Source organism: Shouchella shacheensis, assembly GCF_001484965.1.
Classification (GTDB): Bacteria; Bacillota; Bacilli; order Bacillales; family Bacillaceae_D; genus Shouchella; species Shouchella shacheensis.
Window position 1 is genome coordinate 434294 of record NZ_KQ947393.1, and the last position, 19613, is coordinate 453906.

A 19613-nucleotide genomic window follows, 5' to 3' on the forward strand; every position below is an offset into this window, starting at 1 on the left:
TTCATTTATAGAATTAGTCTAGGTAAGAACGGGTTTATCCCGTTTCACCTAAAAAACCCTAAGGAGGATTTGTATGAGCCACAAAGAAGCGGTTTCAAGCAGTTACACACGTCCAGGTGAAGAAGGGTCCCTCATCACATTTAAAAAGCACTACGACAACTACATTGGTGGCGAATGGAGAGCGCCTGTTCACGGTCGTTACTTTGAGAACGTCTCTCCGGTCACGGGTGAAGTGTTTTGCGAAATCGCCCGTTCCAACGCCGAAGATGTGGACCTAGCCATTGATGCGGCCCACGCCGCAAAAGACAATTGGGGGCAAACGCCTCCGGCGAAGCGCGCAGCGATCCTTCATACCATCGCCGATCGCATCACTGAAAACAAAGAAATGCTCGCCGTCGCCGAAACATGGGACAACGGCAAATCGGTTCGGGAGACGCTCGCCGCTGATATTCCCTTAGCCGCAGACCATCTTCGCTACTTCGCTGGGGCGATTCGTGCTCAAGAAGGGTCGCTCAGTCAAATTGATGATGACACCGTTGCCTATCATTTTCACGAACCACTTGGTGTTGTCGGGCAGATCATCCCCTGGAATTTCCCTATTCTTATGGCCGTGTGGAAGCTTGCTCCGGCCTTAGCCGCCGGGAACTGCGTCGTGCTAAAACCGGCCGAACAGACACCGGCCTCCATCCTTGTGCTAACAGAACTGATTGAAGACTTGCTTCCGCCTGGCGTCCTCAACATCGTGAATGGATTCGGTGTGGAAGCCGGTAAACCGCTGGCCTCAAACAGTCGCATTTCTAAAATCGCCTTTACAGGGGAAACGACGACGGGCCGCCTGATCATGCAGTATGCTTCTGAAAACATCATTCCTGTTACGCTCGAGCTTGGCGGCAAGTCGCCCAATATCTTCTTCTCGGACGTGATGAACGAAGACGATGATTTTGTTGATAAGGCCATCGAAGGGCTCGTCATGTTCGCTTTAAATCAAGGGGAGGTGTGCACTTGCCCGTCTCGTGCTCTTGTTCATGAGGACATTTACGACACATTTATGGAAAAAGCGCTCAAGCGGGTCGAGGCGATTCAATCAGGGGACCCTCTTGATCCGTCCACGATGATGGGTGCTCAGGCCTCCCAGGAACAGATGGAGAAAATTCTCTCCTACTTGGACATCGGCAAACAAGAAGGGGCTGAGGTACTCATCGGTGGAGGCGAGCGCCAAGTGAGCGAGCATGCCAGTGGCTACTACATCGAACCAACGATTTTTAAGGGCACCAATGACATGCGCATCTTCCAGGAAGAAATTTTTGGTCCTGTCCTTTCTGTGACGACATTTAAAGACGATGAAGAAGCGCTTGAAATTGCCAATGACACCCTTTATGGTCTAGGAGCAGGCATTTGGACGCGCGATATCAACCGCGCTTACCGCTTCGGCCGCGAGATTCAGGCGGGACGCGTATGGACCAACTGCTATCATATGTACCCGGCCCACGCGGCGTTTGGCGGCTATAAGAAATCCGGTATTGGCCGTGAGAATCATAAGATGATGCTTGAGCACTATCAACAAACGAAGAATATGCTTGTGAGCTACAGCGACAAAGCCCAGGGATTATTTTAGGAGGTCTTCGATGGTTCAACGCGTGGTTGCAACTGAATCAACGGTAGCTTTGATTGAGACGCTCAAACAAATCCACGGACCACTCATGTTTCATCAATCCGGAGGCTGCTGCGACGGGAGTTCTCCTATGTGCTATCCACACGGCGAGCTGAAGGTAGGTGCAAGCGACATCCTGCTCGGCGAGATTGGTGGCAGCCCTTTTTACATCTCAAGCGACCAGTACGAATACTGGAAACACACGCAGCTCATTATTGACGTGGTCGATGGGCGCGGAGGGATGTTTTCCCTGGAAGGGCCAGAGGGAAAACGGTTCTTAACACGTTCCCGCGTCTTCACACAGGAGGAGCAGGAGACGTTAAAGCAGAAGAATTGATGCGAACCGAAAAGCGCAGGCGCCCTGTTCACGAGCGACAAGTTCTGGAAGAACGGCAGGATCAAGCCCGCCCTTTGGCTTGATCTGGCGGTCTGAAGAAACCTCGAGCGAGTGGGCGCCGCAGCTAGACACGAAAAGTGCAGGCGGGTTGCCAGAAGCACGGATTTTGGAAGGCCTGCACTAGAAATCCCGGTTTTGGATTTCGGGGCAGGACTGAAAAATCCCGAGCTTCTACCCGCCGGAGCTAGACAATACCGAAAAGCGCAGGCGGGTTGCCAGAAGCTAGACAAAACGCTCATGAGAAATCGAATTCTCATGAGCGTTTTTCCTTCTCGTCTCAACGGCCTTTTTCTTTGTAGCACTCTTCTTCTCACATAAGTGGGGTTCTACCAATCGTTTTAGCGAGTCCCGTTTTTAAAAAAGCCACCACCTTCTCCAGCCAACTCTCCTCTGCGCCGGGTTGCGATACGGGTAGCTGGTCTTGAGAGTTTTCTCTTTCTACTTCCACTTCTTTTAAGAAATTGCCTTGATCATCATGCAAGATTAAGTAATTCCCGACAACATCGCCCTCAACCTCATGCTCTTTTTCGAACGTGACGTAGTCAGGCTGAATGAGCGTATAAGGCTCATTCTCTTGATTATAATACGTTTGTTCAAAGGGGATTTCCTCTGATGAGAAAGTTTCAAACCCGTAGTCCAGAAGTTCAGTTGTATCATCGTAAGAGTTCTGGGCTGTGGTGTTTTTAAACGTTACCGCAATCAGCTCTTGTCCATTCCGCTCCGCCGCTGTAACAAGGGTAAATCCGGACTGCGTAACAAACCCGTTCTTTACCCCTACAGCTCCCTCATAATCCCACAAGAGCCGATGATGATTATAGAGCGTCGTTTCCCAACCTTCCCCTTCCCAATCCAGTTCCTTCGTTCCAACAATCTCTCTGAATGTCTCATTTTCGAGCGCATAGTTCGTAATCAACGCCATATCTTCAACAGTGGTGTAGTGATCTTCGTCAAACAGCCCATGGGGATTTGTAAAATGTGTATCCTCTACGCCTATTTTCTCTTCCACAAATGCGTTCATTTCTTTAGCAAATGCCGCTTCACTTCCTGCCAGGTGCTCAGCGATCGCTGTGCCAGCATCATTTCCGGAATTAATCAAAAGTCCTTGGACGAGTGTTTCCAGCTCTACTTTTTCATCTTCAAGCAAATAAACGCGAGTCCCGTCCGCATGTGTCGCTTCCTCACTAACGGTCACAAGCTCCTCTAGGTTTCCTTCTTCAATCGCCATAATTCCCGTCACGATCTTGGTTACGCTTGCTGGATACATGGCTTCATCGCCGTTCTCTTCAAAAAGAATTTGCCCCGACTGGGCGTCCATTAATAACGAGGCCTCTGCTTCAAGTAAAGGCTCCTTTGTCTCGGCCTTTGACTCGCTTGTTGCAAGAGCAAGCAGGCCAACCATTATGCAAGTTGCTAGCTGTTTTTTCACCATTACCAACCCTTCATCCGATTAAATGACAAAGTTCGACTCTTTTCTACATTAAAGTATGAATCTCTCAGCTTCCTGAGTCAACCTTAAAACGTCAATGGTTGGATTTTTCTCTTGGCTAGAGGGCTTGGACACTCGTTCATAAAAACGGTATACTTTGAGTATTAAACGAGGTGAACAGTTTGAAAACGATTCGAGTATCCAAGAAGCTACTCTCTAAATATAAAACCATTCAACAGGCGCTTTCGGCCGCTTCAGATGGGGACACGATTCAACTCGAAGCGGGCCGCTACAAAGAATCACTTGTCATTGATAAGTCGGTCGCCTTGATCGGACTAGAAGAACCAGAGGAAATTATGCTCAAAGGCTACATCCGCATTATTGAACAAGCGGATGTTCAGCTCAAAAACGTCACACTCGAAGAAAACCCTGCTGGCCTGATTTTAGAGGAGGGCCATCTAGTAGTCTCTCACTGTTATTTTACTAAAATAAAAGACTATGCAATTGACGTACACGATAAAGGACATCTTGACCTTCATGATGCCACCATCCGTCACTGTGGAATTGGCTTAAGGGTTTCTGGGAGAGCCCGGGTGGAATACTGTGCCTTATATGGCCAAACGCATACACAGATCCGCGTTGCTAAACAAGGGCGATTGATCGTAAAACATTCGCATATTTATCAAGGGGATGAAGCGGCGTTTCGCTTTGATGGCAACAGCCGTTCGCTTCTTGAGAACTGCCAAATCTATGCTCATCATCACCCTGACTGCAGCCAACTCATGGTCGCTGACACGAGCGAGGTCTATCTTCGGGAAAGTACTCTTTATGAAAGCACGACCGGGGGCATCACTGTTACAGGTGGCAAGTGTTCATTAAGCAAGTGCAAGCTAACGGACAACACCCCCCAGCAAGTATACGTAGCAAAAGGAATGGCTATCATTCAAAACAGCCTGCTTGAACAAGCCAAAACCGCCGTTCACGTCGACGATGACGGGGAGTTATTTTTAGAAAGGACCGTCGTCAGTGAGCACCAAGATCATCAAATCGTGGTGGAGAATGGAACCGCGCGTCTGTTCCAGAGCACGATCAAACTTGGGGGAAAAAGTGGCCTCTCCACGAGCTTTGAATCAAACGTCTCCATTGAAGCTTGTGATGTTTTTGGCCACCACCTCCCACAAGTAGCAGCGTCTGAACGTGCGCAGTTGCTCATGCGCCATAGCGCTATTTATGAAGGCTCCCACTACGGGATGTGGCTCACAGAAGCCGCTAAAGCTTCCGTTGAGCACTGCCGCTTCTTTGACAACCAGCTTAATCAAATTGTCGTTGTGGACAAAAGCTATGCAGACCTCCACGATGTGACTGTTTATGAAGGCGGTCAAAGCGGCATTTACATGCTCGATGAAAGCAGCGCGATGATTACGAACAGCTCCGTGTATCGCCATCATGATCATTATCCGCAAATTTACATTGCCAACGACGCCGCGCCAACCTTACGTGATTGCTACATCTATGACAGCTATGAAAGCGGCATTCGTTTTCAGAACAAAGGCCAGGGACTTATCGAGCACTGTGAATTCAGCGGACATTTCGAGGCACAAGTGGATATCCAAAGCGAAAGCACGCCAACCATCCGCGAATGCATCATCCGTAGTGGTGGGACGTCAGCGCTTAGGATGATTGATGCTGGTGGCTTCATAGAGAACTGTTCATTTGAGGACCACGAGAATAACATTATCATCAGCGGGAGCTGCACTGCGGAAATCATTGGCGCTGAAGCCGATGCCCTGCGGCAATACGAAGAAGCTATGGAGACAGCGGCACATGAAGACGAAGGCGACCAACTTTCCAAAGAAGAAATGGAGCTTGCCCTTCAGCGCGCTCAAGAAGTAGCGGAGCGGGAAGAACGTACCTCAGAGATTGTCGGCCTTGTCGAACAGCTCGAGGAGAGGCTTGGGAGAAAGCCATAACAACGAAACCCGGAGCCCCATTGCTCCGGGTTTCTTGTTTTTTAACATCTGTATCGTTGGCGAGCATCCAAGCCCACCGACCTCTTTCCTTATTTTGCAACAGCCTCTTCCTCTGACTTCCGGAAAAAATGTTTCATTGCATGGTAGACGTCGCCTTTTTCCTTTAAGATATAATGCCTGAACCGTGGATCTGTGACATTTTTATAGGCGCTCATCAGGGTCGAGTGCCTGGAGTATTGATTGACTTCTCCATAGCCGAATAGACTTGATTTATCCATTAGCTGCTTGATGAGCTTCATGCAACGCGCGTTATCTGAAGTCAGATTATCGCCGTCCGAAAAATGAAACGGGTAAATATTATACGCTTGTGGATCGTACTTTTCATCGATCAGCTTCAGCGCTTTGCGGTATGCGGATGAGCAGATGGTCCCCCCGCTCTCCCCTTTGGAGAAAAAATCTTCTTCTGAAACGACTTTCGCCTCAGTGTGATGGGCAATAAATTCAATTTCCACGGTTTCATATTTTGTACGCAAAAAACGGGTCATCCAAAAAAAGAAACTTCGAGCCATATACTTTTCAAACCGGCCCATAGAACCACTCGTATCCATCATTGCAATGACGACTGCTTTGGATTCCGGACGCACGGTTTCCGTCCATGTTTTAAAGCGAAGATCGTCATTATGAATGGGCATGATGCTCGCTTTTCCATCTAGGGCGTTACGTTTAATCGCAGCCAGAATCGTCCGGCGCTTATCGACGTTGCCCATTAGTCCTTTCTTGCGAATGTCATTAAAGGAAATGTCCTCGATCACAATGTCATGCTCATCTTTTTCCTGCAAATTCGGGAGTTCAAGCTCTTGGAACAGCATTTCCTCTAGCTCTAGGATGGAGACTTCTGCTTCATGGTAGTCCTCTCCCGCCTGATCGCCTGCACCCTGCCCTTTCCCCGGCCCTTGCTGCTTTTGGCCATTTGGATCACGGGCAACAACATCGCCAACCTTGCTATCGCCCTCGCCCTGCCCGACATGCTTATTTTTGTCGTAATTATAGCGAATTTTGTATTCGTCAAGGGAGCGAATCGGAATTCGAATCACGTCGCGACCGTTAGACATAACGATATTTTCTTCACTGACAAGATCCGGCAAATTCTTCTTGATCGCTTCTTGGACTTTTTCTTGATGACGTCGCTGATCTTGGAATCCCTTTCGATGGAGGGACCAGTTTTCTTGAGACACTGCAAATTGCTGGCCGTTATCCTTTTCCATTCCATTCCCTCCTAATGTATATACACTCGTATCTTTTCAATAAAAAGTGTGCACAGCGGATTGGTTATCTGCATACCATACATTGGTTAGAACGTAACTTTTTTACGTTACTTACCTTATCCTATGCAGACAAGAGCGAGAGTTGCTAAAAAAACGGAAGGACAAGCCTCTGAACAGCCCTCTTCACTGAATAGTCAGACACAAAAGACGCTTCTAGCAACGTTTACGGTGATTTTTTCTTTGCCTATGTTCATCCTAACTGAAATGTACAGGCGTGTCGCTCACCCTCTTGTACCCACCAACTCTATCGGATATTTTTATAAAATAAAAAAGGACTGAAAATTCTTCGTAAAAGTCTGGGCACAATAGCTTTAACACGGTAAGATGAACGTAGATTTAAAGGGGGGCTTTCAACAGTGAGACATTTGATTTATCTAGTCATTGGCACGTTTCTATTCGCCATTTCTGTTACGCAATTCGCTATGCCGAACCAACTTGCAGAGGGTGGCATCATTGGGCTTTCACTCCTGCTCTATTTTGCGTTTAATACCTCTCCCGGAATTGTCAGCTTTGTCATCAATGCTGGTCTTCTTGCGATTGGCTTCAAGCTGCTTCCGCGACATATGGTTTATAAGTCCCTTCTGAATGTACCACTATTATCCTTATTTATCTATTTAACAGAGGACTTTGGCATGCAAATTCCGGACACACTGCTCGCCGCTATTTTTGCTGGTTTGTTAACGGGAGTGGGGTTCGGCTTCATTTTCCGTGCAGGAAGTTCTACAGGAGGAACTTCTATTATTGCAAGAATGCTGAATCACCGATTTGGGTGGGAGTTAACCGGCACAAACTTTGTATTGGATGTAGGAATTGTACTCGCTGGTGTGTTCGTCATTGGCCCCCTCTACACCATGTACACCATCGTGGCTTTATACATCGGCAAGAAAGTAACCGACTATGTTCTTGAAGGGTTCGATTCAAAGAAAGCTGTCAACATCGTTTCTTTGAAAGGGCAAGAAATCTCTGAAAAAGTGATGAATGAAATGTCGTCAAGTGCGACGATCTTTGATGGTTACGGCGGGTTTACGAAGGAAAAGCGCGAAGTGATCTACATCGTCGTTCGCTCTCATCGTCTCTTTTATTTGAAAAAACTCATTCAGGAGGTCGATTCAAACGCATTTCTTGTTGTTCACAACGTAAAAGACGTCTCTGGCGGGACTTTTTTCGCGCCGCATCACCATCACCCCCTTGATCCAACGACCGTTCCTGGTTATGAAGAGCGGGATCGAGAGCCAGAACTCGGACAATAGGGGATGAAGAAAGCGCAGGCACCGGAGCTAGAAAAACCGAGAAGCGTAGGCGGGTCGCCTAGAAGCGCAAATTCTGAAAGGCCTGGACTAGAAATCCCGGGTTGGAGTTCGGTTCAGGACTAAAAACAATACCCGCCGGAGCTAGAAAAAGGATGAGCACTAAATGCTCATCCTTTTACTCCATGGTTCCAAATTCGCCAAGCGGCCAAAAACGCAGGCCTACTTTTCCAATGATGTCCTCTTCATCTATTGGTCCAATGCTTCGACTGTCTAGACTGATCGGACGATTGTCCCCCATTACAAAAACATGATCGGCCGGAACTTCCATTTCGAACTCATAATCCGGTGTATAGGCTCGTCCGTCATACGCTTGACGGACGTCTTCAAGAAAAGGCTCTTCAACGAGCTCATCATTCACATAAAGCCGATCCTCTTCATAGCGGACGCTCTCCCCGGGGAGCCCTACGACTCGCTTAATGTAATCCTCGTTTTCGTTCGCTTGAAATACAATTAAATCAAACCGCTCCGGCTCACTGAAATGGTACGGCATTTTATTGACAATAAATCGCTCGCCATTTTGAGCAGTCGGGACCATCGAATCTCCTCGTACTTCAAAGCTTGTCATGATAAAGGTGCGTATAATAAGAGCGAGCACAAGCGCAATGACAATCGCCTTCACCCAGCCCCAGAATTCCGATTTCTCTTTCTTATCTTCCGCTCTCGCCACGCCTGAACCCCGCCTTCTTTGCTTCCGCATCGAACCAAGCCGCTTGCGCTTTTCTTGATCCAGCTCCAGCGGCTAGAAGCTCGAGAGTTTTCACCCTGACATCGACATCCAAAATCGGGATTTCTTTTGTCAGGTCTCCAAAATTCTCGCTTCTGGTCGAGCCGCTTGCGCTTTTCTTGATCCAGCTCCAGCGGCTAGAAGCTCGAGATTTTTCACCCTGACATCGAAATCCAAAATCGGGATTTCTTTTGTCAGGCCTCCAAAATTCTCGCTTCTGGTCGAGCCGCTTGCGCTTTTCTTATAACGTATCACTAAATGGAAAAAAGAACAAGGTTCAATGTTCGTGAAGCCACTGCAAGGAACGTTAACCTCTGCTTTTCTCTCAGGTGCAAGCTCTGCCATTGTTCAACTCCTCTCATTGGCCATGAAGACCCCCGGCGTATGGGCGCCGAGGGTCTTTTTTCTAGCGATTCAACAACGATCCTACGTAGCGGAGAAGTTCATTGGCTGAAACCGAGTTGTAGCCGTGCTCGTCAATGAGACGCGCGATGACGTCGTTCATTTTCTTCAACTGTGATTCATCTGGTGTCTTGACGGACGTCGTGATTTTGACGATGTCTTTCAAGTCAGCAAAGAGTTTCTTCTGAATCGCCTCACGCAGACGTTCATGAGAGTTGTAGTCAAATTTTTTCCCTTTACGTGCATAGGCCGAGATCCGGATGAGTATTTCTTCGCGGAACGCTTTTTTCGCGTTTTCGGATATGCCAATTTGCTCTTCGATTGAGCGCATTAGCTTCTCATCTGGCGACATTTCTTCCCCTGTGAGCGGGTCACGCAATTTATTTTTGTTGCAGTAAGCCTCGACATTGTCAAGGTAGTTATCCATTAACGTCTTCGCGGATTCGTCATACGAGTAGACGAAGGCCTTCTGCACTTCTTCTTTAGCGATCATGTCGTATTCTTTGCGGGCAACGGAAATGAAATCGGTGTAGCGCTCACGGTCCTCCTTGGAGATCGAGGCGTGCTGATCGAGTCCTTCCTTAATGGAGCGAAGCACATCCAGCGCACTGATGGAGGTGAGCTGCTTGCGGATAATCGCAGATGAAATCCGGTTAATCACATACCTGGGATCAATGCCGCTCATGCCTTCATCTGCATGCTCTTCTTTCAGCTCTTTTACATCTTGCGAATTAAACCCCTCGACCGCTTCCCCGTCGTACAGCTTCATTTTTTTGACAAGATCCATGCCAGATTTATGGGTGTCTTTCATCCGTGTGAGAATCGTAAAAATCGCTGCCACTTTGAGAGCGTGAGGCGCGATATGAACGTTCGAAAGATCGCTCTCCGCAATCATTTTTTCATAAATTCGCTCTTCTTCTGTAACCTTTAAATTGTACGGGACTTTCATCACAATAATTCGAGAATGCAGCGCTTCGTTTTTCTTATTCGAAATAAAGGATTTATATTCCGATTCGTTTGTATGCGCTAAAATAAGCTCATCGGCGGAAATCAGTGCAAATCTTCCTGCTTTGAAATTGCCTTCCTGAGTTAGAGAAAGGAGGTGCCAGAGAAACTTCTCATCGCACTTTAACATCTCCTGAAACTCCATCATTCCACGGTTGGCTTTATTCAGCTCTCCATCGAATCGATACGCCCTAGGGTCACTCTCTGAGCCATACTCGGCAATCGTTGAGAAGTCAATGCTTCCCGTAAGATCAGCAATATCCTGTGATTTCGGATCAGAAGGAGAAAACGTGCCAATCCCGTTCCGCTTATCTTCAGAGAAAAAGATCCGTTCTACTTGCACATCTTCAATCCGTCCGCCGTATTCCTTTTCCAGTCTCATCATATTGAGTGGCGACAAATTCCCTTCGACTTTAATTCCATACTCTTCTTCAAAATCCTTGCGCAAATGAAGGGGAATTAAATGAAGCGGGTCTTCGTGCATCGGGCACCCTTTAATCGCATAAACCGCCCCATTGTCCGTCCGAGAATACTCCTCCAAGCCTCGCTTGAGCATGGTCACAATCGTTGATTTCCCCCCACTAACTGGGCCCATTAATAACAAAATCCGCTTGCGTACATCCAATCTTTTAGCTGCGGAATGGAAATATTCCTCGACTAATTTTTCAAGAGAATCTTCAAGTCCGTAAATCGAATCCTTGAAGAATTCATACGTTTTCTTGTCGTTTTCCTCCTCTACACCAGCGTCTTTAATCATATTATACACGCGGGAGTGAGCGGTTTGAGTGACCCATGGCTTTTCCTTGATTAACTCCAAATAATCAGCAAACGTTCCTTCCCACTTCAAGCGTTCTTCTTCGTCTCTGTAGCGTTCAATTTTATTCAGTATGCTCATCATGTACCCCCATCCTCGTGTAAGCACGTTTAGTTAACGTTATGCACCTGGGGGACTATACATGTCAGTAGATGTAAAACTAAAAAGAACACAAGCTGTGCGAAATCGGGAACAATGGTATAATAAGGAGAATCTCTCAACGCGATCACTGCGGTACATGGAAAGTGAGTGTTTGCTGTGAAACAATTTATGGGCTGGATGATGGTTGTGATTCTACTGGCGATGAGCTTCTTCCTCTTCACACGGACATCCGCAGAAGTAAGCAATGTGCGTTCTGTGCAGGCCGTCTTGCAAGAAAATATCGACGTTGATGAACTCTATTTATCTTCCAATAGCATCATTACAGATGCCAATGGGCGCGTGATAGCCGATGTATATGGAGATACCAATCGAATTTACTTGCCGTTCAATCAAATCCCACAGCTCGCCGTTGATGCCTTTGTGGCCACTGAGGATCGCAGGTTTTACGAGCATCAAGGCTTTGACGCCACTGGGATTGCCCGTGCCTTACTAACGAATACGCAGGAAGGCGGGATTGAACAAGGCGCAAGCACCATCACACAGCAAATGGTTCGTAATATTTACCTCGATCACACCCAAACGTACGAACGAAAGCTAAGTGAACTCCTTTATGCCTATGAGCTGGAAAAGCAATACTCCAAAGATTCAATCTTGGAACTGTATCTGAATTCGATTTATTTCGGTAACCAAGCGTACGGGCTTCAGACTGCAAGCCATCTTTATTTTAGCAAACCTGCTGAGTTGCTTACACTTGCCGAAGTTGCCTTCTTGACCGCTATTCCGAACAACCCTACATATTATGATCCACTCCAGCACCCAGAGCGAACAAACGAACGGAAGGGGTGGGTGCTCACAAAGATGGAAGAAGCCGGTGCCATTTCTTCCATTGAGCACGAGGAAGCATTGGAGCAGGAAGTGACGCTCGAACCAGAAAATCGAACAGACCTGTTCCCGGATTACACCTCGTACGTGCTGCAATCAGAATTTAAACAGCTCGTCAGTCAAAAAGAAGGATATTCAAAGCGCCTCGCCTCTGCAAACTCGGAGGACGAACAGAAGGCGATTCAAGAAGAGCTGGATGTGCGCGTAGATCAACTGCTCGGGATGGGGCTTACGATTCACACAGCGTTAGAGCCGATCAAGCAAAATGAAGTAGTCTCGAGTCTTTCCAGTCGCCTACCAGAAGAGGTGCAAGGAGGAGCCGTCGTTATTGACCATGATCGTCATGCCATTGTCGCTATGGGGGGCGGGCGTGATTTTAAAAAGGGAGAGTTCAACCGCAGTTATCAGTCCTACCGGCACCCTGGCTCTGCCTTAAAGCCGCTTGTCGATTTTGCCCCGTATTTGAATGAAACCGGAGCAGCAACATCAATGACGCTGAATGGGAACCCAGTGAATCCATCCTGTGATGAGGAAGAACCTGACTGTGTTCGAAACTTCAATGATGCTTTGCCTGGCACCGTTTCGCTTATGGAAGCTTTCAAACAATCCTATAATGTTCCCGCACAGGAGCTGCTAGACCGCATCGGTGTTGAGACTGGTGTATCGTATCTTGATGCGTTTCATTTCAGAACATTGCATGACGAGGAACGAAGTCTCGCGCTTGCGCTCGGGGCCATAGACATATCGGTTTTAGAGTTAACACGCGCCTATACTACGTTTGCCCATGACGGTATGTACACGCCTGCCTATGCCATCACCGAAGTACTTGATGAGCATGGCGAAACCTTGTATTCTTGGGACAGGGAAGAAACAGAAGTTTGGAGCAAGGAGACGAACGAGAAGATGCGCGCCATGCTTTCAGAAGTGATCACCTCAGGCACAGCCGCCTCACTCACTATGAGTCAAGACGGGTACAGCGGCGGAAAAACGGGGACTTCTCAAGCGTTTCGCGACCTCTGGTTTGCAGGTCTCACCGATCAGTACACCGCCTCCGTATGGGTCGGGTACGATACACCGAAGAGCATGGAAACCCTGAGCAGAGAGCAACCGGCCCTCAAAACATGGGGACAGATCATGGATGACTAAACGCAAAAAAACCGGCATGGCCGGTTTTCCGCTGGTCTTATCGTCTGTGAGGGTTGTCCTCATAACCTCCAGCAAAAATGGAGATTAAAAATACCGCACAGACACCCATCATTAGAAACGTTCTCATAAGTTCTCCTCCTAGCATGAGGGCTTTCGTTCTTATTATATCCAAAGCGTCTCTAGTTGAAAAGAGGCTGGGACAACTTTTGTGAAACGTTTTCGTATCTTAGTTTAAAGAAGGAGCTATTTCAAATGTATGTTGTCATGAATGAACTGAATGTCCCAAAAGAAAGGAAAGAAATGCTTGCCTCCCGTTTTGGAAAGTCCGCAGAAAACATGGAGAAGGTACCTGGTTGCCTTGAATTTATGTTTCTGTCAAACGAAAATGAGGATGAAAAGCAAGTCGTGTTCACCAAGTGGGAACGAAAAGAAGATTACGAGAACTGGCTAAACAGTGACGCCTTTAAGCAGGCTCATGCGCACAAATCCAAAGAAAATGGGAGCGAATCCAAGCCAGCCTCCAGTAAAAACGAGCTTCATGCCTACACGGTCGTGCACAGCTATCAAGCGGATTAATCAGCAAACGACTCGTCCTTTTTCGGGCGAGTCTTACATATAGGAGCCTACCATGACGAACCGCTATTTAACAGGGCATTTGCCGCTGTTCTCGATCCTTTTATTCAGCCTATCCTTTTCATTGTACGGTCAATCGTTTATGACCTCATTTCTTGAAGAACATGGCATATACGGCGGCATGGTCGATTTTTTCTCAGAGAACGGCATTCGCCTGGCCTTGCTCTTTGTGTTCATGCTTGCATTCTTCATGCTGTTCTCGGCCTTAAAGCTTATCGCCGATACGATTTTTTCCCTATCGATGCTTTTCTTTTCAAAAGACGACGAGGGCGGACTCTGGCAAAAAGTCCGAAGCGGAACCTGGATTTACTTGGGGGCCAGTGGCCTCTCTCTTGTTGCCGTTCAGGAAATTTTCTTTATTGTAGCGATTTTTCTTGCCGCCTCGCTCGGCTATTTGCTCTACGTCATTTATAAAATTGCTGATGCACTTACCGTTACAGGGCTAATTGGTTTCGTTAGCTTCCACCTTTTGTTTTGGGCCACATTTATTTTCTCGACGATGTTCATCGTGATTCGTCTTTACAACAGCTTTATCGCGAGCTTGCCGTTATAAGCTCGCCTCCTAGCTTAAGCCCGGGAAATGTTGCTGGCGCAAGGCTTCATAGATCACAATTGCTGCTGTATTAGAAAGGTTCAGGGAACGAATCTTGTCCGTCTGTGGAAGGCGAAAGCATCGCTCCTCGTGGGCTTCAACAAGATCGCTCGGCAAACCCGTCGTTTCACGGCCGAACACAAAAAAATGATCCTGCTCTCTATCCGAATAGTCAAAGTCGCTATAATTCTTCGTGCCAATCGTCTCAATAAAGTAAAAGGACCCTGCTGGATACGTTTGGAACAGCTCATCCACCGAGTCATAGTAACGAATCTCAACGCTTGGCCAGTAATCACAGCCTGCTCGCTTCAGCATCTTGTCATCGGTTGAAAAGCCTAGGGGTCGAATGAGATGTAACGTCGTGTTCGTGCCTGCACAAGTACGCGCGATGTTCCCGGTGTTCGCTGGAATTTCTGGTTGATACAAAACGATATGTAAACTCATGAAAGCACCTCTGTTTCTTTTTCTCTGGCAAGCTACATTATAGCACTGGAGGAAAGGTCTTGCACGAGCCTACTTTACACAACGAACAGCATACCCCCAACCGAAAAGCACAGGCGGTCGTCCAGAGGCGAGAATTTTTGGAGGACCTGCAGAAATCCAGGTTTTAGATTTCCGGGCCCCTGCGCCGGAGCTAGAAAAACCAGCTGAAGGGACTCCCCTTCAGCTGGTTTTGTTCAATCAACAACAATATGAAAGAATTTATAAACGATGTCCTCTGTATAAGCCGGGGAATCCGTATACGCCCAGTGGCGCATGCGGCTATTTACGGTTTGTGCGTTAACCAAAGGCTCATTGGCTCTATCTTTGGCGACCACAATCGTATTGTGATCGAACCTTCCGTCTCCATTAAAGTCGTAGCAGATCACATCGCCAGGCATCAACTGCTCCGCGTGCTCGCGCTCCTCTCCCCGCAAGCCTGTTTTCGCCCCGCTTAGGTACCAGCGCAACGAATGCGCAGTGGCCCAACTGAAGCTCCAGGACCTCCCAGAGTACCACCAACCCTTATCTCTGCTTCCCTGACCCGTCATCGGCGCTCCCCCGGCGTGTAGGCATTGAGAAATGTAATTGGTACAGTTATCTTCGAATTGGGGGAAGTCAGGGTTGTAATCATTCCACCAGCGTTCTGCATAACGCACCGCTTCCCGGCGATTATAGCCACTCGAGTCTTGATTCTCCCTGACCTCGGACCAGTCATTCCTTCGTTCTCTCTGCCCATCGGCCCCTTTAAGATTTTTTACCAGGCGCACATCTGATTGCAACTCATCTTTTGTGAACGTGGCTCTCCTTAGCAGCTCTCGTTCCTCGACATAAAAATCTCCTGCTCGCTGAATGAGCCTCTCCAGTAATAAAAAATATTCAACCTCTGTTGTCTCCTCATAAGAACGGGATGCGGTCACATCCCCATGCACTTTCGAATGGACAATTTCCACATCGCTTCTGTTTAAAGCGGAACACTCAAACCTCTCCTCTTCCCCAATCGAAGTAGCTGGCGCAAGCGTTAAAAACGAACGGTTAATCTCCTCTGCTCGTTCATGAATAGCTTGAATCATTTGATTGTTCACAGCTCTGCCTCCCCTCTGCTATTTACTCTATGATGAGGCCTTTTCAAAAATATCATTGAATATTTATTAATAAAATCGTATAATTAATCAAACGCTTTTTTTGGAGGTCTCGCCTTTTGGATATTCGTCACGCTAAGAGTTCAGATGCGATGTTGCTGTATGAATTGATGCAATCGGCATTTAAACGCTTCGAGCATGATGCCACCCCTGCTGCTGCGCTTAACGACTCACTGCTTTCCATTAAGCAACAATTACGTAGAGGCTTAAAAGCCCTTATCGTTTCAGAGGCGGGGCAACCAGTTGCCATGAGTTTTTATACAGAAGTGGGAAATGACTGTTTCTTTTCCCGCTTCTCTGTACATCCAGATCATCAACGCAAAGGTCTTGGCAAGATAATGCTCCTATGGCTGGCTGAAGATGCAAAGACTCAAGGACTGCAAACACTTAGCTGTCTCGCCCGTGAGCAAAACCTCCACTACTACGAGCGGCTTGGCTTTCAAGTGAGCTGTCTTCCTACCGAAGAGACTGGCCTTTACACCTTATACAAACCTCTTGAACAGAAAGAAGCTGAGCTATGCATGTGAATGGCAAGTAGCTCAGCTTTTTTCTTTGTATTGAAACTGGTGGAGGCTACGCAAGATACAACAAACCATGGCGACGTCTCCACCCACTGTCGTTATCAAGCTAAGAAATTTGTTTGCATCCTTCCAGGTTGAGGAGAAGTTCTTTCTTCTTTACCCCGCCACCGTAACCGACCATTGCTCCGTTTGAGCCAATCACTCGATGGCAGGGGATGATGATCGGGATGGGGTTGCGGTTATTGGCACCCCCAACGGCTCTTACAGCTTTTGGGGCACCGATTTCTTGCGCGATTTCTTTATAAGAACGGGTTTCGCCGTATTCAATCTGCCGAAGCGCCTCCCAGACCTTCTTTTGAAAAGGCGAGCCATGCAGGTCAATGTCGATATCAAACTGTGAACGTGTACCATTAAAATATTCGTGTAGCTGTTTGCAGGCTAGAGAGGTCCTTTCCGTACAGTACGTCCAGTCCGGTTTTAATCCCATTTTCTTTAGCTTCGCGTTTAAGCTCGCTTCGTTGATTGGTCCAAAGTGAAGATGGCAGATGCCTCGTTCCGTTGTGACGATCGTTAACGTCCCAAGTGGACTTTCCGTTTCACTGACAAAAAAACTTGGTCGCGCGCTCATGCCAATCCCTTCTTTCTGTCTTTTATCGATTCTAGCCGAGACAACCTGAAGCGGCTACTCTAACATAACCATTCATTATAGCAAATCCAATCCTTTATTTATCTCATTCAAGACATCTTCGTCTTTTTCCTCTTTTTTTGCCGAAAGAAGTACAGCCTCTTCGCTCTCCTTCTCCCCAATTTTGCCAATAGCCCAAGCGGCCGTTCCTCTGATCACCGGTCTGGGGTCGTTTTTTAACAGCTCGGTTAGAGTGGGCAGCGCTGACTGGTCACGAAAGTGCGCGAGGGCAATAATGGCATTGCGCTGAATTGGCTTTTTCCCACGCCAGGCCCCGGCAATGTCACCAAATCGGTCCTTGAATTCTCGATTGCTCATCGTTAACAGGGGTAAGAGCTTCGGTTTTGCCACTTCTGGATCTGGCTCCATTTCCGTGTGGGAATGAAAATCCACTCCTTTGTTATAAGGACAAACAAGCTGGCACGTATCCCAGCCGTAGAGGTGGTTGCCGATCTTCTCGCGATACTCATCATCCAGGAACCCCTTCGTTTGCGTTAAAAAGGATAAGCATTTCTGCGCATTAAGCTGTCCCGCTTGCTCCAGAGCACCTGTCGGACAGGCATCTATGCATTTTGTGCATGATCCGCATAAGTCGGTAAGCGGCTCATCAGGTTCAAACGGAATCGACGTAATCAAATCGCCAAGATAAACAAAGCTCCCAAACTCTGGAGTAATGATGAACGTATTTTTGCCGCTCCACCCAATGCCCGCTCGCTCAGCAACGGCTCGATCGGAAAGCGCGCCCGTATCCACCATCGCCTTCGTCTTAGCCTCTGGAACCTCTTGCTTAAGAAAAGCAATCAGTTTGTTTAACCGATCATTTAAGACATGATGATAGTCCTTCCCCCAAGAAGAACGTGAAAACATTCCTCTTCGTTCCTCTTTTGTACTTTTCGGCGGATGTTTCATCCGGGTTGGGTACGCCATCGCAATGGAAATAATCGACCTTGCCTCCGGTAAATGGGTCTTGGGGTGTACACGCTCTTCAATATTTCGATGCTCGAAGCCCGAAGCATAGCCGAGCTCTTGCTGAGTTTCGAGCCGGTCTTTTAATGAAAGAAACGGATCGCTCGAAGCAAATCCAATTTTATCAATCCCTATTTCCTTACTATATGCAATGAGCTTTTCTTTTAACTGGGCGTTTGTCATGCCCGAACTCAACCTTTCTATTTCTGCACGCTTCATTTTTTTGACTCCCTTGTCCGAAGCGTACATACTAAGATCATTACCTTAAGCCGGGGGCTAGCTATGACATCTACATCCGTACTTCAAATTGGGATGATCCACTACCATGATATCGAAATTGGTCCATCAACTCAAATGCTAAAAGGACGCCTGCACTTTTTTCAGGAAATGCTTCATTTCGAGCTTGTTGATAAGGCGTTTACAGATATAAAGGGGATCAAGGAATGGCAGGGTTTCTTCTCCTCCAATGACACAAACCCTCCCCTTTTGCACGAAGATGTTTTTGCTCGAATTCAAGCGGGAACATTTTATTCATCCGTTGATTCTTCTACAGACGTGACCCGATTTTTCATGATGCAGTATGAGCTTCCGATTACTTTCCATGATGCGCAAGCTCTTGCCTCTTCCTATGCTGTGAGAATTTCTGGTTATAATGAAGCGATTGAAGGACTACGTAGCGCCCACCTCCCCGTTTTATACGATGAGAAGGGCCTTGTTTCTTCGCCTACAGCAGGAGCGCGTCGCACAAGCGCCACCGACCAGACAACCGAAGGGCTTCACGTTTTCTACTTGCCCCCCTCTTCTGAAGCAGAGGAAGGAAAGGAGCTCCTTCAGGCTGCGGGCAAGATGTTCACGCATATTCACGGCGGTACGTACACGATTTCTGTTCTTCCTGTAAGAAAAGAGGTTTAGTTCTGGGCAGAGGGGGAATAGTACAAACACATGCTTATTTCTAGAGGAGGAAACCATCATGGCACAAGAAAAACTGCAAACTATACTTAACAAACAGGTCGCAAACTGGAACGTTCTCTATGTAAAGCTTCACAACTATCATTGGTATGTGAAAGGACCACACTTCTTTACGCTCCACGTAAAATTCGAAGAGCTCTACGAAGAAGTGGCAACCACGATGGATGAGATCGCAGAACGACTTCTTTCCATCAAAGGTCAGCCTGTAGCGACAATGGATGAGTACTTACAGCTATCCAGCATCAAAGAAGGCGACAAAACGCTTTCTGCGGATGAAATGGTTAAAGATCTCGTCCAAGACTTTGATAAACTTTCCGACGAGCTAAAAACAGGCATTGATGCAAGCGGCTCTCTCGGCGATGATGCAACAGAAGATATGCTTATCGGTATTAAAGAATCAATTGAAAAGCACAACTGGATGCTTCGTTCATTTGTTAAAGAATCAGCGAACGTGCGCGGTTAATGTAATGA

General features: G+C 47.4%; 19 protein-coding genes. 10 read left to right on the forward strand and 9 right to left on the reverse strand.

All coding sequences use genetic code 11. The annotated features are described in order from the left end of the window. The first annotated feature begins 73 nt into the window (after nucleotides 1–73). The gene (gene exaC, locus AVZ68_RS02020) at nucleotides 74–1615 is read left to right on the forward strand and encodes an acetaldehyde dehydrogenase ExaC (protein WP_059102859.1); all 1542 of its coding nucleotides are present in this window, start codon (nucleotides 74–76) and stop codon (nucleotides 1613–1615) included. Nucleotides 1616–1625: 10 nt separating this feature from the next. Then, nucleotides 1626–1988 (forward strand): DUF779 domain-containing protein, encoded by a 363-nt coding sequence (locus AVZ68_RS02025; protein ID WP_059102860.1) that lies wholly within the window; start codon nucleotides 1626–1628, stop codon nucleotides 1986–1988. Nucleotides 1989–2358: 370 nt separating this feature from the next. Here AVZ68_RS02025 and AVZ68_RS02035 read toward each other — a convergent pair whose 3' ends face one another. Then, complete coding sequence (locus AVZ68_RS02035) at nucleotides 2359–3477, reverse strand: D-alanyl-D-alanine carboxypeptidase family protein (protein WP_059102862.1); 1119 nt, start codon at nucleotides 3475–3477, stop codon at nucleotides 2359–2361. A gap of 179 nt (nucleotides 3478–3656) precedes the next feature. Here AVZ68_RS02035 and AVZ68_RS02040 point away from each other — a divergent pair, with 179 nt between their 5' ends. Next, on the forward strand, nucleotides 3657–5444 hold the full coding sequence (locus AVZ68_RS02040) for a right-handed parallel beta-helix repeat-containing protein (protein ID WP_059102863.1): 1788 nt from the start codon (nucleotides 3657–3659) through the stop codon (nucleotides 5442–5444). 89 nt (nucleotides 5445–5533) lie between these two features. Here the strand turns inward: AVZ68_RS02040 and yhbH are convergent, their stop codons facing one another. After that, the gene (gene yhbH / locus AVZ68_RS02045) at nucleotides 5534–6709 is read right to left on the reverse strand and encodes a sporulation protein YhbH (protein ID WP_059102864.1); all 1176 of its coding nucleotides are present in this window, start codon (nucleotides 6707–6709) and stop codon (nucleotides 5534–5536) included. A gap of 416 nt (nucleotides 6710–7125) precedes the next feature. On the opposite strand from yhbH, the gene AVZ68_RS02050 reads away from it, so the two are divergent. Continuing rightward, the gene (locus AVZ68_RS02050; RefSeq protein ID WP_059102865.1) at nucleotides 7126–8019 is read left to right on the forward strand and encodes a YitT family protein; all 894 of its coding nucleotides are present in this window, start codon (nucleotides 7126–7128) and stop codon (nucleotides 8017–8019) included. 175 nt (nucleotides 8020–8194) lie between these two features. Here the strand turns inward: AVZ68_RS02050 and lepB are convergent, their stop codons facing one another. The 3 genes from lepB to AVZ68_RS02065 form a co-directional block, all read right to left on the reverse strand. Further along, nucleotides 8195–8746, reverse strand: coding sequence for a signal peptidase I (gene lepB / locus AVZ68_RS02055; RefSeq protein ID WP_245628037.1), 552 nt, complete (start codon nucleotides 8744–8746; stop codon nucleotides 8195–8197). Nucleotides 8747–8875: 129 nt separating this feature from the next. Next, entirely contained in the window at nucleotides 8876–9148 is a 273-nt protein-coding gene (locus AVZ68_RS02060; protein ID WP_059102867.1) for a hypothetical protein, read from the reverse strand. 61 nt (nucleotides 9149–9209) lie between these two features. Beyond that, complete coding sequence (locus AVZ68_RS02065; RefSeq protein WP_059102928.1) at nucleotides 9210–11105, reverse strand: PrkA family serine protein kinase; 1896 nt, start codon at nucleotides 11103–11105, stop codon at nucleotides 9210–9212. A 177-nt stretch (nucleotides 11106–11282) separates the two neighbouring features. Here AVZ68_RS02065 and AVZ68_RS02070 point away from each other — a divergent pair, with 177 nt between their 5' ends. The 3 genes from AVZ68_RS02070 to AVZ68_RS02080 all read left to right on the forward strand — a co-directional run bounded on the left by AVZ68_RS02070 (nucleotide 11283) and on the right by AVZ68_RS02080 (nucleotide 14340). Continuing rightward, on the forward strand, nucleotides 11283–13154 hold the full coding sequence (locus AVZ68_RS02070) for a transglycosylase domain-containing protein (protein WP_157404552.1): 1872 nt from the start codon (nucleotides 11283–11285) through the stop codon (nucleotides 13152–13154). A 252-nt stretch (nucleotides 13155–13406) separates the two neighbouring features. Continuing rightward, nucleotides 13407–13730, forward strand: a complete 324-nt coding sequence (locus AVZ68_RS02075; RefSeq protein WP_059102869.1) for an antibiotic biosynthesis monooxygenase family protein — start codon at nucleotides 13407–13409, stop codon at nucleotides 13728–13730. 52 nt (nucleotides 13731–13782) lie between these two features. Further along, on the forward strand, nucleotides 13783–14340 hold the full coding sequence (locus AVZ68_RS02080; protein ID WP_059102870.1) for a YufK family protein: 558 nt from the start codon (nucleotides 13783–13785) through the stop codon (nucleotides 14338–14340). Between the two features lie 9 nt (nucleotides 14341–14349). On the opposite strand, the gene trmL is transcribed toward AVZ68_RS02080, so the two are convergent. Both trmL and AVZ68_RS02090 read right to left on the reverse strand, forming a co-directional pair. Further along, complete coding sequence (trmL, locus tag AVZ68_RS02085) at nucleotides 14350–14823, reverse strand: tRNA (uridine(34)/cytosine(34)/5-carboxymethylaminomethyluridine(34)-2'-O)-methyltransferase TrmL (protein WP_059102871.1); 474 nt, start codon at nucleotides 14821–14823, stop codon at nucleotides 14350–14352. A 233-nt stretch (nucleotides 14824–15056) separates the two neighbouring features. Beyond that, entirely contained in the window at nucleotides 15057–15944 is an 888-nt protein-coding gene (locus AVZ68_RS02090; protein WP_059102872.1) for an amidase domain-containing protein, read from the reverse strand. A gap of 116 nt (nucleotides 15945–16060) precedes the next feature. Here AVZ68_RS02090 and AVZ68_RS02095 point away from each other — a divergent pair, with 116 nt between their 5' ends. Next, nucleotides 16061–16528 carry a GNAT family N-acetyltransferase gene (locus AVZ68_RS02095; protein WP_059102873.1) on the forward strand — a complete coding sequence of 156 codons (468 nt, stop codon included), beginning with the start codon at nucleotides 16061–16063 and terminating at the stop codon, nucleotides 16526–16528. A gap of 100 nt (nucleotides 16529–16628) precedes the next feature. Here the strand turns inward: AVZ68_RS02095 and AVZ68_RS02100 are convergent, their stop codons facing one another. Next, complete coding sequence (locus tag AVZ68_RS02100) at nucleotides 16629–17150, reverse strand: methylated-DNA--[protein]-cysteine S-methyltransferase (protein WP_059102874.1); 522 nt, start codon at nucleotides 17148–17150, stop codon at nucleotides 16629–16631. A gap of 75 nt (nucleotides 17151–17225) precedes the next feature. Next, nucleotides 17226–18356 carry a tRNA epoxyqueuosine(34) reductase QueG gene (queG, locus tag AVZ68_RS02105; RefSeq protein ID WP_059102929.1) on the reverse strand — a complete coding sequence of 377 codons (1131 nt, stop codon included), beginning with the start codon at nucleotides 18354–18356 and terminating at the stop codon, nucleotides 17226–17228. 99 nt (nucleotides 18357–18455) lie between these two features. On the opposite strand from queG, the gene AVZ68_RS02110 reads away from it, so the two are divergent. Then, complete coding sequence (locus tag AVZ68_RS02110; RefSeq protein ID WP_059102875.1) at nucleotides 18456–19085, forward strand: hypothetical protein; 630 nt, start codon at nucleotides 18456–18458, stop codon at nucleotides 19083–19085. 58 nt (nucleotides 19086–19143) lie between these two features. Further along, nucleotides 19144–19605: a Dps family protein gene (locus AVZ68_RS02115; protein ID WP_059102876.1), complete on the forward strand. Its 462-nt coding sequence runs from the start codon at nucleotides 19144–19146 to the stop codon at nucleotides 19603–19605. Nucleotides 19606–19613: the final 8 nt, after the last annotated feature.